The organism is Mycolicibacterium sp. XJ879 (genome assembly GCF_053483935.1).
This window is the reverse complement of sequence record NZ_JBEFTH010000009.1, coordinates 157,833-171,797: the sequence shown is the minus strand read 5'-3', so window position 1 is coordinate 171,797 and position 13,965 is coordinate 157,833. Positions and strand designations below refer to the sequence as shown.

Here is a 13,965-nt window from a genome sequence, read left to right as displayed (position 1 = left end):
CGCCGAGCCGCAACCAGCCATCGAGGCCGAGCTCGTCGAACCGACGCCGATGCCTCCGCCTGCTGACCCCGCCGAGACCGGCTACACGCCCAGCGGGGTGCCGACGTTCGAGTCGGTGCGCGAGAAGATCGAAACCCGTTACGGCACCGCGATCGGCGCGTCCGAGTTGGCCGCCGAGACTCCGGAGGGCCGCAGCGCCGAGGAGCAGTACGAGAAGCGTCAACGCACGGCCGCCGAGCGGCTGGCCGCGATCCGCGAGTCGATGAAGGACGACGACGCGACGTAGCGGACGATGCGCTCCTTCACAATTGCCGAGCGGCGCGCCCGGCTCGCGCGACGTCACTTTCTCGGTGTGCCGGCTGACTCGGTTGATACGGTCACCGGCGATCTCGTCGGGCTGCACGCCACCGACCCGGCGACGCCGTACCTGTCGTTGTGGGCGCGGATGCCCGGTGCCACGGTGGCCGACGTCGACGCCGCGCTCTACGACCGTCGCTGTCTGGTCAAGCACCTGGCGATGCGGCGGACGCTGTGGATGGTGCGCACTGCCGATCTGCCGTTGGTGCAGGCCGCGGCCAGCGACCGGGTCGCCGACAACGAAGCCCGCCGGCTGATCGCCGACGCCAAGAGAGCCGGCGTCTGCACCGACGGCGACGCCTGGCTGGACGCCGCCTGCTCGGCGGTGCTGCACCACCTGACCGACAACGGGCCGACCAACGCCAGAGACCTGCGTAGGGCCTTGCCTGAACTGGCCGGCAGCTATGACCCGGCACCGGATAAACGGTGGGGCGGTGAAACACCCCTGGCGCCAAGGATTTTGACGGTGCTGGCGGTGCGCGGACACATCATGCGCGGGCCGAACGAGGGCGGGTGGATCACCTCGCGACCGCGCTGGGTGGCGACCCCGCAATGGGTGAACACTGCTGCCGCAGTCGATCACGACGTGGCGCGCACCGCACTGGTGGGCCGATGGCTGCAAGCCTTCGGCCCGGCCACCGTCACCGATATCAAGTGGTGGTTCGGCAACACGGTGACCTGGGCCCGGCAGGCGCTGGCTGATCTCGACGCCGTCCAGGTCGACCTCGACGGCGCCCCGGCCTATGTGCTGCCCGACGACCTCGACGTGGAACCCGAACCCGAGCCGTGGTGCGCGCTGCTGCCCGGCCTGGACGTCACCACCATGGGCTGGTTCGACCGCGACTGGTATCTGGGCGACCACCGCAGCCAGGTGTTCGACCGCAACGGCAACGGCGGGCCCACCGCCTGGTGCGACGGCCGGATCGTCGGCGGCTGGCTCCAGGACGCCGACGGCAGGGTCAAGGTGCGGCTTGTCGAGGAGGTCGGCCGTGACGCCCAAAAATCGCTGCAGCAGCGCGCCGAGGAGCTGACCGACTGGCTCGACGGTGTGCGGATCAACCCGCGATTCCCCTCTCCCCTCTCCAAACCGGGGTGAGTTCCCCTAGGCGCTGACCTTGCCGGTCTTGCTGCGCTTACGTGCCTTCGGGGTCGGCCGCTGCACACCGAGGCACTCGGCCAGGAAGTGGCCGGTGTAGCTGTCCGGGTTGAGGGCCACGTCCTCGGGCGAACCGGTGGCCACCACCGTGCCACCGCCGGCACCGCCTTCGGGGCCCATATCGATGATCCAGTCGGAGGTCTTGATCACGTCGAGGTTGTGCTCGATGACGATCACCGTATTGCCCTTGTCGACAAGGCCGTTGATCACCCTGAGCAGCTTGCGGATGTCCTCGAAGTGCAGACCCGTGGTCGGCTCGTCGAGGATGTAGACCGTGCGGCCGGTCGACCGCTTCTGCAGCTCGGAGGCCAGCTTGACGCGCTGCGCCTCCCCACCGGACAGCGTCGGCGCCGGCTGCCCGAGCCGGACGTAGCCGAGCCCGACGTCGACCAGCGTCTGCAGGTACCGGTGGATCGAGGTGATCGGCGCGAAGAACTCGGCGGCGTCCTCGATGGACATGTCGAGCACCTCGGCGATGGTCTTGCCCTTGTAGTGCACCTCGAGGGTTTCGCGGTTGTAGCGGGCGCCGTGGCACACCTCGCACGGCACGTACACGTCGGGCAGGAAGTTCATCTCGATCTTGATCGTGCCGTCACCCGAACACGCCTCGCAGCGACCGCCTTTGACGTTGAACGAGAACCGGCCCGGCTGATAGCCGCGCACCTTGGCCTCGGTGGTGGCCGCGAACAGGGTGCGGATCTTGTCGAACACCCCGGTGTAGGTCGCCGGGTTGGACCGCGGTGTCCGGCCGATCGGCGACTGGTCGACGCGCACCAGCTTGTCCACCTTGTCCAGGCCGGTCACCCGCGTGTGCCGGCCCGGTACCTGTCGGGCGCCGTTGAGCTTGTTGGCCAGCACCGCCGCCAGGATGTCGTTGACCAGCGTCGACTTACCCGAGCCCGAGACGCCGGTGACCGAGGTCAGCACGCCGAGCGGGAACGTCACGTCGATCTCGCGCAGGTTGTGTTCGCGCGCGCCGACGACGGTGAGTTGACGCTTCTTGTCGACCGGGCGCCGGATCGCGGGCACCTCGATCTCTTCCTTGCCCGAAAGGTATGCGCCGGTCAGCGATTCCGGGTTCTTCACCAGGTCGTCGTACGGGCCGCTGTGCACGATCTGACCGCCGTGCTCGCCAGCGGCGGGTCCGATGTCGACGACCCAGTCGGCGTGGGCGATGGTGTCGAGGTCGTGTTCGACGACGATCAGCGTGTTGCCCAGATCCCGCAGCCGGATCAGCGTGTCGATCAGCCTGCGGTTGTCGCGTTGATGCAGCCCGATCGACGGTTCGTCGAGCACGTACAGCACGCCGACCAGCCCGGAACCGATCTGGGTGGCCAGCCGGATCCGTTGCGCCTCTCCGCCGGACAGCGTGGCCGCGGCTCGCGACAGCGACAGGTAGTCCAACCCGACGTCGAGCAGGAACCCGAGCCGCGACTGGATTTCCTTGAGCACCTGGCCGGCGATGGCCTGTTCGCGCGCGCCGAGTGTCAGCGCGTTGAGGAACTCAGCGCACTCCGCGATCGAGAGCTCGGCCACCTCGGCGATCGACTTGTCGCCGAACTGCCCGGCCGTCATCGTGACCGCGAGGATCTCCGGTTTGAGCCGGGTGCCCTGACATTCCGGGCAGGGCACGTCGCGCATGAAGCCTTCGTAGCGTTCCTTCATCAGCTCGGAGTCGGTCTGCTCCATGCGGCGCTGCAAGAACGCCATCACGCCTTCGAAATCGGCGTAGTACGAACGGGTCCGGCCATAGCGGTTCTTGTACCGCACATGCACCTGCTCGTCGCAGCCTTCGAGGATCGCCTTGCGCGCCTTGGCCGGAAGCTTCTTCCACGGGGTGTCGACGTCGAACCCGAGCGAATCACCGAGACCGGACAGCATCCGGGTGAAGTACTCCGCCGTCTGCCCCATCGACCACGGCGCGATGGCGCCCTCGGCCAGCGTCAGGTCCGGATCCGGGATGACGAGGTCGGGGTCGACCTCCTTGCGGATGCCCAACCCCACGCACTCGGGGCAGGCGCCGTAGGGCGAGTTGAACGAGAACGACCGTGGTTCGAGGTCATCGACGGCCAGCGGGTGCCCGTTGGGGCAGGCCAGCTTCTCGGAGAACCGCTGTTCACGATGCGGATGGTCGTCTTCGCGATCGACGAACTCGAGCACCACGATGCCGTCGGCCAAGTTCAGCGCCGTCTCCACCGAATCGGTGAGCCGCTGCTTGGCGGTGGCCTTCACGGTGAGCCGGTCGACGACGACCTCGATGTCGTGTTTCTCCTGCTTTTTCAGCTTGGGCGGTTCGGTGAGCGGATACACCACGCCGTCGACGCGCACCCGGCTGTACCCCTGGGTGTTGAGCTTGTCGAACAGGTCGACGAACTCGCCCTTGCGGGTGCGTACCACCGGCGCCAGCACCTGGAAGCGCAGCCCCTCGTCCATGGCGAGCACCTGATCGACGATCTGCTGCGGGGTCTGGCGGGCGATGCGCTCCCCGCACACGGGGCAGTGCGGGGTGCCGGCGCGGGCGTAGAGCAGCCTCAGGTAGTCGTAGACCTCGGTGATGGTGCCGACGGTCGAGCGCGGGTTGCGGTTGGTGGACTTCTGGTCGATGGACACCGCGGGCGAGAGCCCCTCGATGAAATCGACGTCGGGTTTGTCCATCTGGCCCAGGAACTGCCGCGCGTAGGCCGACAGCGACTCGACGTAGCGGCGCTGCCCCTCGGCGAAGATGGTGTCGAAGGCCAGCGACGACTTGCCCGACCCGGACAACCCGGTGAAGACGATCAGCGCGTCGCGCGGCAAATCAAGATCAACGCTTCGTAGGTTGTGTTCGCGCGCCCCTTTGATGATCAGGCGGTCAGCCACGCCCGTTTGCTTTCAACGACACAGTCCTCCCGGAAAAACAGTTCACGCCCATGCTATGTGCCGCCACCGACAAGCCCGATACCGTGGCCTCATGACCGTCGTCGATGACAACTACACCGGCCATGTCGAGCCCCAGACCGCGGGTAGGCGCACGCTTCCCGGCGCCACGATCGTCAAGGTCTCGGTGGGTCCGATGGACAACAACGCCTACCTGGTGACATGTTCCCGAACCGGCGAGACGCTGCTGATCGACGCCGCCAACGACGCGGAGATCCTGCTGGACTTGATCGAGAAGCACGCGCCGAAACTGTCGCTGATCGTTACCAGCCACCAGCACTTCGACCACTGGCAGGCGCTGGCGGCGGTCGCCGACGCCACCGGCGCCCCGACCGCCGCGCATCGGCTGGACGTCGAGCCGCTGCCGGTCAAGCCCGACCGGATCCTCGAACACGGCGACACGATCAAGATCGGCGACCTGACGTTCGACGTGATCCACCTGCAGGGCCACACTCCGGGCTCGGTGGCGCTCGCGCTGGACGGCGCCGATGAGGCCACCCACCTGTTCACCGGTGATTGCCTGTTCCCCGGCGGTGTGGGCAAGACCTGGCAGGAAGGTGACTTCGAGAAGTTGCTCGACCACGTGACCACCCGGGTGTTCGACGTCTACGGGGATTCCACGGTGGTCTATCCGGGCCACGGCGACGACACCACGCTGGGCACCGAGCGCCCACAGCTGGGTGAGTGGCGCGAACGCGGCTGGTGACCTGCGGTCACATCATGTGGCCCGACACCATACGTCCGCGGCTTTGGCCTAGGCTGATGCGACACGACCTAGCCGAATTCGCGACGGCGACTTCGGGAGTTGCGAGGAGATGCGGATGAATAGCGACCAGTTGGAAAAGGCGCGCAGCGGCGCCGGATTCATCGCTGCACTGGACCAGAGCGGCGGCAGCACGCCCAAGGCGCTGAAGCTGTACGGCATTGCCGAAGATGCCTACTCCGGCGACGACGAGATGTTCGACCTGGTGCACCAGATGCGCAGCCGCATCATCACCAGCCCGGCCTTCAACGGCGACCGCGTCATGGGCGCGATCCTCTTCGAGAAGACGATGGACCGCGACGTCGAGGGCCGCCCCACCGCGGACTACCTGTGGAACGTCAAGAACGTCGTCCCGTTCCTCAAGATCGACAAGGGTCTGGCCGAGGAGAACGACGGCGCGCAGGTGATGAAGCCGATGCCCGGCCTCGACGACCTGCTGGACCGCGCTGTCCAGAAGGGCATCTTCGGCACCAAGGAACGCTCGGTCATCAAGATGCCCGGCGCGGGTGTGGACGCGGTCGTGGCGCAGCAGTTCGAGGTCGGCCAGCAGGTCCTGGCAAAGGGTCTCGTCCCGATCCTGGAACCCGAGATCGACATCAACAGCCCGAAGAAGGCCGAGGCCGAGGATCAGCTCAACGCCGCCCTGCTCGACGGCCTCAACCAGCTCGGTGACGACCAGAAGGTCATGCTCAAGCTGACCCTGCCCGACACCGACAACCTCTACAAGCAGCTCGTCGACCATCCGAAGGCGCTGCGCGTGGTGGCGCTGTCCGGCGGCTACAGCCGCGAGGTCGCCAACGAGAAGCTGGCCCGCAACACCGGCATCATCGCGAGCTTCTCGCGGGCACTTACCGAAGGCCTGTCCGCCCAACAGAGCGACGAGGAGTTCAACGCCACCCTCGATCAGGCGATCGCCAGCATCGCCAAAGCCTCCAGCACCTGAGTTCGGTTCGGGGCCTCGCAGCGGCGCTGCCCGCCGGCGCGCTGCTGGCCCTCGCCTTTCCGGCACCGTCATGGTGGTGGTTGGCGTGGGTCGGTGTGGTCCCGCTGCTGTTGGTGGTGCGCGCAGCGCCGACGTCCGGTCAGGGCGCCCTGCGCGCCTGGGCCGCGATGGCCGGTTTCGTGCTGGCCACCCAGTACTGGCTGGCGCCGAGCGCGGGACCGTTGCTCGCGCTGCTCGCCGCCGGGCTCGGCGCGCTGTGGCTGCCGTGGGGCTGGGCGGCACACCGGCTGCTCGGCGGTGACACCACGACCCGCGCGGCGCTGACCGCCGTCGTCGTGCTGCCCTGCGCCTGGGTGCTCGCCGAGGCCGTTCGCTCATGGGACCGGCTCGGCGGCCCGTGGGCGTTGCTCGGCGCGTCGCAGTGGAATCAGCCGTCGACGTTGGCGGCGGCGTCCGTGGGCGGCGTGTGGTTGGTCGGCTTCCTGATCGTCGCGGCCAACACCGCGATCGTCGCGGCGGTGCTGCTGCGCTCGGTCCGGATGCTCGCGCTACCGATCGCCGTCGTGGCCGCCGGCCCGCTGTGGTTCTGGCTCGGTCCGGCGCCCACCGACGCACCCACTGCCGCCCGGTCCGTACGCGTCGCGCTCGTGCAGCCCGGCGACATCGTCTCGGCGACCGCCCGCCAGGCCGCCGCCGAGACGCTGACCGCCGATCTCGCGGGGCAGCACCTCGACCTGGTGGTCTGGGGTGAGAGCAGCGTCGCCGTCGACCTGGACAGCCACCCCGACGTCAGCGCACGGCTGGCCGAACTGTCCCGTCGGGTCGGTGCCGACCTGCTGGTCAACGTCGACGCGCGCGCCCCCTCGGGCGGGATCTACAAATCCTCGGTGCTGGTTGGGCCCGACGGTGTGCGCGGCAGGTATGCGAAGACGCGGCTGGTGCCGTTCGGCGAATACGTCCCGTTTCGGTCGCTGCTCGGCTGGGCCACCCGACACACCTCGGCCGCGGCGGAAGACCGTCGTCGCGGCGACGGACCGGTCGTGCTGCGCACCGACGGGCTCGCGGTCGGACCGTTGATCAGCTTCGAGACGTTGTTCTCCGACCTACCGCGACGGCTGGTGGATCGAGGCGCCGACCTGCTGGCCTATCAGAGCGCGACATCGACCTACCAGAGCAGTTGGGCACAGTCGCAACTGGCGAGCATGGTCGCCGTGCACGCGGTCGAAGTCGGCCGTCCGGCCGTCCATGCCGGCACATCGGGGGTGAGTTCGGCGTTCGACGCCGGCGGGCGGGTACTCGGCTGGCTTCCTGCCGCTCAGCGCGGCGTCGCCGTCGTCGATGTTCCGCTGGGCGCGCGGACCACCGGCTACCAGCGCTTCGGCGACTGGCTGATCGTGGTGGCGTTGCTGACGTTTACGGCGTGGTGTGCACGATCAGCACATCGGTCTTGGCGCGCCGGGCGACGTTAGCGGGCACCGAACCGAGCAACCGCCCGGCGATGGTGGACAGCCCGACGTTACCGACCACCAACAGGTCGGCCTTGACCTCTTCGGCCAGTTCCACGAGCGCGTCGACCGGCGCGCCGATGACCGCCTTCTCCTCGACGTTCTTCGCCCCGGCCTGGTGTGCACGTTCCCGCGCTTCGCGGAGGATGGCGTAGATGGGGGCGTTACCCGACATCTTGTAGCCCTCGTCCTTGAGCACGTCAGCGGCGCGTTGGTCTTCCTCTTGGGGGAAATACGCCGTCGTAACGATCAATTTGGCGTTCTCCCCGGCGATATGGCCGGCCTTCTCCACCGCGCGCAGCGATGAATCGGATCCGTCCGTGCCAACCACGACGGTCTGATAGGCGCTCATCCATATCCTCCCAAGTTCAGTTTTAACGCCACCCGAGACAGTAGCCCTTTCGGACCCGAACACGGGTGCGAATCACTACACATGAATACCATTCTCCTGCCCTTTTAGCGCCCTTTTACCGGCAAGATCACCGCGAGTCGTCCAGCGTGACCTGCCCAACACCCAGGCAAAACGACTGGCGGAGAAGCGGTGTCATGTTTAATCGGGAAACATCGATTTCTTCCGTCGCCACAATCGTCGTCGGTGCTAATTTCCAATTTCTGGCCGCCGCTTGGTATTCAATTCCCAACGGCGATAACGCTCGCCGCCCGCGTGCGGTTTCGGTGCCCGCAGACGGGTATCCGGTGAGCATGGCAGCGCGAACCGCCACGGCTTTCATTCCCGACACCGTCGATCTGGACGCGTTGGCCGAAGCCGTCCAGAGTTGCAAGGGGTGCGATCTCTACCTGGACGCCACCCAGGCCGTGTTCGGGGGCGGTTCGGCCACTGCGGAGATGGTTTTGGTCGGTGAACAGCCCGGCGACCAGGAGGACAAGGCGGGCGAACCGTTCGTCGGCCCGGCCGGACGGCTGCTGGACAAGGCGCTGGTGGCCGCAGAAATCGACCGGGATGGCGTCTATGTCACCAACGCGGTAAAGCACTTCAAGTTCACGCTGCCCGAACGCGGTAAGCGTCGCATCCACAAGACACCCAGCCGCACCGAGGTGGTGGCGTGCAGGCCGTGGTTGATGCAGGAGCTGATGGTGTTGCGACCCGACGTGGTGGTGCTGATGGGCGCGACGGCTTCGAAGGCCCTGTTGGGCAGTAGTTTTCGCCTCACCGCCCACCGCGGCGAGGAGTTGAGCCTGCCGGGCGAGGAGGCTGTCGAGCTCGACTTCAATCCGCGGGTGGCGGTCACCGTCCACCCGTCATCGGTGTTGCGTGGTCCCCCGTCCGAACGGGACAAGGCGTTCGACGCGCTGGTGTCCGATCTGCGTTTCGCCGCCGGACTTCTGCCTCGGGGCGGTTAGCACACCGCCGGTGGCACCCACGGCGACGCCGCCGGCGGAACCCATGCGCACGGGCTGTGCGGCGGTCCGTGCCAGCCGCGCGGGCCGCGTTCGTGGCGCCAGTCGTGCCAGTCGTCGTCCCAGTGCGGCCGGTCGAGTTTGTACGTCACACCCAGCGAACCGGGAACCGCCGCGTCGGCAGTGGCCACACCGGCACCCACACCGAGAGCCGCAAATCCCAGCGCGCCGACCATCGCCGCTCCGGCGCCGAACATCTTCGCGTTCACGTTAAATTCCTTACTAGAGCGTCAAATTCAGCAATCCGACCCGTCGTCATTCTAACGTTGCCAACCGCGTCGACGCGATGCCCTATTCCGAGTGTTTGCCCGCCGTCTGGTGGCGAAATAGCATTCCGCGCTGTCGAATTGGATGTTCAGCGACCTGAATGTTATTTCGCGAGCGTGCGCGCGGGATACGGTCGTCCGCTTCGCACCGATGCGACAACGCCGATCGCCGCCAACCCGGTAAACGCCGCGAACAACCAGCGGGCCGGGGTGGCGTCACCCGTCTCGGTCAGGTTGACCACCACACCGGCCAGCCCCGCGCCGAACGCGCCGCTGATCAACTGGACGGTGTTGATCGCCGCAGCCGCCGCCGGCCCCTCCGCCGGATCGTCGACCCGGCTCATCGCCCACGCCGACAGGTGCGGCCACGCCATACCGACCCCCGCCCCGGTGATGAACAGCGCGACCGCCCATACCGCAACGCGGCCAGCCGATGCGTCCTCGGACCATGTCATGGCGGTCAGGGCCAGTCCGGTCGCCATCACCAGCGGCGCGACCGCCACCGTGCGCCTGATCGTGGAATTGGCGCGCAGCGAGGCGCTGCCGATCTCGCTGGCCGTCCAGCCGATGGCCAGACCCGCCGCGAGAAAACCGGCAGCGACGGGGGTCAGATGCGCCAACCGCTGGCCGAACAGGGGTACGTACATGTCGGCCATCGTCGCGGCCATCAGCACACCCAGCGTGAGGTAGATCCATTTCAGCGGCCCGGCGCGGAAGGCGCTCGGCGGTAACACCGCTGCGGACCGCCGCCGGTCGACGTACAGGAAGGCCGCGACCAGGAGGCCGCTGAGCACCAGCAGCCCGGCGGTGGCCCGCGCGTCGTGGGGTATCGCGGCGACGCTCACCACCAGCGCAGCAGTGCCCAGCAGCGCCAGCGACCACACCGGAACGGGCGTCGACGCAACCCCCGCGGTGGCGTCGTCGCGGGCGGGCAGGGCGATCGGAACCACCACCGCAATCGCGGCCGTGAGGATGGCCAGTACGCCGAAAGCCCAACGCCACGAACCGAACTGGGCGAACAACCCGCCTGCAGCGGGGCCCAGCAACGTGCCGACCCCCCACATCGCCGATACCAGCGCGGAGGCCTTGGTCCACAACGTGCTGGGCAGGGCGGTGTTGATGACGGCGTAGCCGAGACCGGCCAGCAGACCACCGGCCAAACCCTGGACCGTGCGACCCACCAGCAGGATCTGCATGGTGGGTGCGACGGCACACGCCACACTGCTGACGCCGAACACCGCGAGCGCGATGAGGTAGGACCGCCGCGCGCCGAACCGCATCAAGGTCGAGTACACGGTGGTCGCCGCGACCACCGACGCCACCAGGTACACCGTGGTCACCCAGGCGTACAGCCGGTGCCCGCCGATCTCGGCGACGGCGCTGGGCATCAAGCTGATGGTGAGGAACTCGTTGGTCGCATACAGCGCGACACCGCCGGCGAGCACCGTGGACGCGCCGAGGTTCGCTGGGCCCAATAGCTCCCGCCAGCCACCCGCGGTCACCGCGGCGTCATCGGTCACGTGGTCAACCTACGAGCTCAACCGGAGTTGAGGTCAACCTGGTGAAGCCGTCAGCCGGCGGGGGTGATCAGCCCGTAGTGGCCGTCGTAGCGGCGGTAGAGCACGCCGGCGCGGCCCTGGGCGGCGTCGATGAAAAACAGGAACGGCAGCCCCAGCAGGCCGAGCCGCTCGGTGGCCTGCTCGACGGTGATACACGGCGGCCCCGTGGCGCTGATGGTCACCGGCAGCTCGAACGGGGCCAGCTGCTCCTTGGGCACCGGCGCGACCTGTGCCAGCCGGTAGCCGGTGGGGCCGTCCCGGTAGATGACGCTGGCCATCTCGGTGGCCTTCTCGGTGAACAGGTGAAAGTCGTAGTCGAGCAGCTCCATCTCCATGACCGCCTCGTCGGCGCTGCAGGCCGCGATCGTGTACGACTTGCGCCGCACGATCTCGCGTTCCTCCGGCGGCACCGGGAGATGTGTGGGCCGGTCGGCGTGGGCCTCCTGCGCAGCCGGTGCGGGCCGGTTCGCGCGGCGTGCTTCCCAGTGTTCGGCGGCCCGCCGCAGCCGGCTTCGCAACCGATCGTCGAGGCGGTCGATCGCTTCGCGCGCGGTGTCGCCCTGGGCCTGGGCCCGAACCAGCCTGCCGTCCACGTCGAGGTTGGCTTGCGCGATCACCGGTCGCTCCTGCGCTGGATCCCCGTGCCTGGTCAGCTTGACGTGCGCGTGCCGCACGGGCCGGTGCGCGAACCGGCCCAGGCCGGAGATCTTGTCCTTGGCGTAGTCGGCGGCGCCCGGCAATTCACCGCGCGTCGTCACGTCGACGTTGATCACAGACGCAGTTTCGGATCCATCGCTCATGTCTGCGTTTGTACGTGACCGCGCTGCCGGGCGCGAGGGTCGAAGGTCACGGCGTGGGTCTATTTCAGCCCGGCGGCGTCCATGCCGCGCAATTCCTTCTTCAGATCGGCGATCTCGTCGCGGATGCGCGCCGCGAGCTCGAACTGCAGATCCCGCGCGGCGGCCATCATCTGCTCGGTGAGGTCCCGGATCAGATCCGCGAGCTCGGCCCGCGGCATGTTCGTGGTGTCGCGGCCCTCGATGATGCCCGCGCTTACGGCCCGGCCGGGCTCGCCCTGTGCGCGACGGCCGCGCGACGCGTTGCGGCCCGAGCCGCCGATCTCGACATCGTCAGCTTCGCGGTACACCTGGTCGAGGATGTCGGCGATCTTCTTGCGCAGCGGCTTGGGATCGATGCCGTTGGCCTCGTTGTAGGCGACCTGTTTGGCGCGGCGCCGCTCGGTCTCGTCGATGGCCTCCCGCATCGAGTCGGTGATGTTGTCGGCGTACATGTGGACTTCGCCGGACACGTTGCGGGCGGCACGTCCGATGGTCTGGATCAGGCTGCGCGTGGACCGCAGGAACCCTTCCTTGTCGGCGTCGAGGATCGCCACCAGCGACACCTCGGGCAGGTCCAGACCTTCTCGCAGCAGGTTGATGCCGACCAGCACGTCGTACTCCCCCAGCCGCAACTGCCGCAGCAGCTCGACGCGGCGCAACGTGTCGACCTCGGAATGCAGGTAGCGCACCCGGATGCCCATCTCCAGCAGATAGTCGGTGAGGTCCTCGGCCATCTTCTTGGTCAGCGTGGTGACCAGCACCCGCTCATCGCGCTCGGTGCGCTGCCGGATCTCCCCGATCAGGTCGTCGATCTGGCCCTTGGTCGGCTTGACCACGACCTTGGGGTCGATGAGCCCGGTCGGCCGGATCACCTGCTCGACGACCTCGCCGCCGGACTGGCTCAGCTCGTAGGGGCCGGGCGTGGCCGACAGGTACACCGTCTGCCCGATCCGGTCGGCGAACTCCTCCCAGGTCAGCGGCCGGTTGTCGACGGCCGAGGGCAGCCGGAACCCAAAGTCAACCAGGTTGCGTTTGCGGGAGATGTCGCCCTCGTACATCCCGCCGATCTGCGGCACCGTGACGTGTGACTCGTCGATGACGAGCATGAAATCCTCGGGGAAGTAGTCCAGCAGCGTCGCCGGCGCCGACCCGGCAGGCCGGGCGTCGATGTGGCGCGAGTAGTTCTCGATCCCGGAGCAGAACCCGACCTGGCGCATCATCTCGATGTCGTAGTTGGTGCGCATCCGCAGCCGCTGCGCCTCCAGCAGCTTGCCCTGCCCTTCCAGTTCGGCCAGCCGCTCCTCCAACTCCTGCTCGATGGTGGAGATCGCGTGTGCCATCCGCTCCGGACCGGCCACGTAGTGGGTGGCCGGGAAGATCCGCAACGAGTCCACCTTGCGGACGACGTCGCCGGTCAGCGGGTGCAGGTAGTACAGCTCCTCGATCTGGTCGCCGAAGAACTCGATGCGGACGGCGAGCTCCTCGTAGCTCGGAATGATCTCGACGGTGTCGCCGCGTACCCGGAACGAGCCGCGGGTGAACGCCGTGTCGTTGCGGGTGTACTGCACGTCGACCAGCAGCCGCAACAACGCGTCGCGGGGCACCTCGTCGCCCACGTTGATCTCGACGCTGCGATCCAGGTAGGACTGCGGTGTGCCCAGGCCGTAGATGCACGACACCGATGCCACCACGACCACGTCGCGCCGCGACAACAGGGCTGACGTGGCCGAGTGCCGCAGCCGCTCCACGTCGTCGTTGATCGAGCTGTCCTTCTCGATGTAGGTGTCGGTCTGCGCGATGTACGCCTCGGGCTGGTAGTAGTCGTAATAGGAGACGAAGTACTCAACCGCGTTGTGCGGCAACATTTCCCGCAGTTCATTGGCCATCTGGGCGGCCAGCGTCTTGTTCGGCTCCATCACCAGGGTGGGCCGCTGCACCCGCTCGATGAGCCACGCCGTCGTCGCCGACTTCCCGGTTCCGGTGGCGCCCAGCAGCACCACGTCGCGCTCACCGGCCTTGATCCGGCGCTCGAGCTCATCGATGGCGGCCGGTTGGTCACCCGCGGGCGAGTACGGGCTGACCACCTCGAAACGGCCGCCCGCGCGCACGAGGCCGTCTACGGCATCGACCGCCGGTCGATATTCGGAATGCGCCAGCACGGGGCGCTCGGTCGCGAAAGCCATAATTCACCAGGGTAGAACCAGCCACCGACAGATTCTGTTCCGCCGACAGTAGGCTGACC

Annotated in this window: 12 protein-coding genes; 6 read left to right on the top strand and 6 right to left on the bottom strand. The window is 67.7% G+C overall.

Annotation, left to right across the window (positions count from 1 at the left end):
- Positions 1–49: 49 nt before the first annotated feature.
- Complete coding sequence (locus ABQF13_RS19720) at positions 50–286, top strand: hypothetical protein (protein WP_448394505.1); 237 nt, start codon at positions 50–52, stop codon at positions 284–286.
- Between the two features lie 6 nt (positions 287–292).
- On the top strand, positions 293–1,453 hold the full coding sequence (locus ABQF13_RS19715) for a winged helix DNA-binding domain-containing protein (protein ID WP_448394464.1): 1,161 nt from the start codon (positions 293–295) through the stop codon (positions 1,451–1,453).
- A 6-nt stretch (positions 1,454–1,459) separates the two neighbouring features.
- Here ABQF13_RS19715 and uvrA read toward each other — a convergent pair whose 3' ends face one another.
- A complete protein-coding gene (gene uvrA / locus ABQF13_RS19710; protein WP_448394463.1) occupies positions 1,460–4,372 on the bottom strand; it encodes an excinuclease ABC subunit UvrA in 2,913 nt (970 codons plus the stop codon).
- 91 nt (positions 4,373–4,463) lie between these two features.
- Here uvrA and ABQF13_RS19705 point away from each other — a divergent pair, with 91 nt between their 5' ends.
- The 3 genes from ABQF13_RS19705 to lnt all read left to right on the top strand — a co-directional run bounded on the left by ABQF13_RS19705 (position 4,464) and on the right by lnt (position 7,604).
- On the top strand, positions 4,464–5,135 hold the full coding sequence (locus tag ABQF13_RS19705; RefSeq protein ID WP_448394462.1) for an MBL fold metallo-hydrolase: 672 nt from the start codon (positions 4,464–4,466) through the stop codon (positions 5,133–5,135).
- Positions 5,136–5,250: 115 nt separating this feature from the next.
- Positions 5,251–6,135: a fructose bisphosphate aldolase gene (locus ABQF13_RS19700; RefSeq protein ID WP_448394461.1), complete on the top strand. Its 885-nt coding sequence runs from the start codon at positions 5,251–5,253 to the stop codon at positions 6,133–6,135.
- A 26-nt stretch (positions 6,136–6,161) separates the two neighbouring features.
- Positions 6,162–7,604 (top strand): apolipoprotein N-acyltransferase, encoded by a 1,443-nt coding sequence (lnt, locus tag ABQF13_RS19695; protein ID WP_448394504.1) that lies wholly within the window; start codon positions 6,162–6,164, stop codon positions 7,602–7,604.
- On the opposite strand, the gene ABQF13_RS19690 is transcribed toward lnt, so the two are convergent.
- Complete coding sequence (locus ABQF13_RS19690) at positions 7,549–7,992, bottom strand: universal stress protein (protein WP_448394460.1); 444 nt, start codon at positions 7,990–7,992, stop codon at positions 7,549–7,551. The genes lnt and ABQF13_RS19690 overlap by 56 nt on opposite strands.
- Before the next feature lie 350 nt (positions 7,993–8,342).
- Between ABQF13_RS19690 and ABQF13_RS19685 the strand changes: the two genes are divergently transcribed.
- Entirely contained in the window at positions 8,343–9,002 is a 660-nt protein-coding gene (locus ABQF13_RS19685) for a UdgX family uracil-DNA binding protein (protein ID WP_448394459.1), read from the top strand.
- Here the strand turns inward: ABQF13_RS19685 and ABQF13_RS19680 are convergent.
- From ABQF13_RS19680 to uvrB, 4 genes are all read right to left on the bottom strand, one after another.
- Positions 8,999–9,268: a hypothetical protein gene (locus ABQF13_RS19680; protein ID WP_448394458.1), complete on the bottom strand. Its 270-nt coding sequence runs from the start codon at positions 9,266–9,268 to the stop codon at positions 8,999–9,001. The genes ABQF13_RS19685 and ABQF13_RS19680 overlap by 4 nt on opposite strands.
- A 161-nt stretch (positions 9,269–9,429) precedes the next feature.
- A complete protein-coding gene (locus ABQF13_RS19675) occupies positions 9,430–10,845 on the bottom strand; it encodes an MFS transporter (protein WP_448394457.1) in 1,416 nt (471 codons plus the stop codon).
- Positions 10,846–10,895: 50 nt separating this feature from the next.
- A complete protein-coding gene (locus tag ABQF13_RS19670; RefSeq protein WP_448394456.1) occupies positions 10,896–11,684 on the bottom strand; it encodes a sigma 54 modulation/S30EA ribosomal C-terminal domain-containing protein in 789 nt (262 codons plus the stop codon).
- Between the two features lie 59 nt (positions 11,685–11,743).
- The gene (gene uvrB / locus ABQF13_RS19665) at positions 11,744–13,906 is read right to left on the bottom strand and encodes an excinuclease ABC subunit UvrB (protein WP_448394455.1); all 2,163 of its coding nucleotides are present in this window, start codon (positions 13,904–13,906) and stop codon (positions 11,744–11,746) included.
- Between the last annotated feature and the right edge of the window lie 59 nt (positions 13,907–13,965).

Bases quoted from the DNA above. Each gene is read 5' to 3' on its own strand.
- uvrB (WP_448394455.1), bottom strand. From the start codon at position 13,906: ATGGCTTTCGCGACCGAGCGCCCCGTGCTGGCGCATTCCGAATATCGA.
- ABQF13_RS19670 (WP_448394456.1), bottom strand. From the start codon at position 11,684: ATGAGCGATGGATCCGAAACTGCGTCTGTGATCAACGTCGACGTGACG.
- ABQF13_RS19720 (WP_448394505.1), top strand. From the start codon at position 50: ATGCCTCCGCCTGCTGACCCCGCCGAGACCGGCTACACGCCCAGCGGG.
- ABQF13_RS19715 (WP_448394464.1), top strand. From the start codon at position 293: ATGCGCTCCTTCACAATTGCCGAGCGGCGCGCCCGGCTCGCGCGACGT.
- ABQF13_RS19690 (WP_448394460.1), bottom strand. From the start codon at position 7,992: ATGAGCGCCTATCAGACCGTCGTGGTTGGCACGGACGGATCCGATTCA.
- ABQF13_RS19685 (WP_448394459.1), top strand. From the start codon at position 8,343: ATGGCAGCGCGAACCGCCACGGCTTTCATTCCCGACACCGTCGATCTG.
- ABQF13_RS19705 (WP_448394462.1), top strand. From the start codon at position 4,464: ATGACCGTCGTCGATGACAACTACACCGGCCATGTCGAGCCCCAGACC.
- ABQF13_RS19700 (WP_448394461.1), top strand. From the start codon at position 5,251: ATGAATAGCGACCAGTTGGAAAAGGCGCGCAGCGGCGCCGGATTCATC.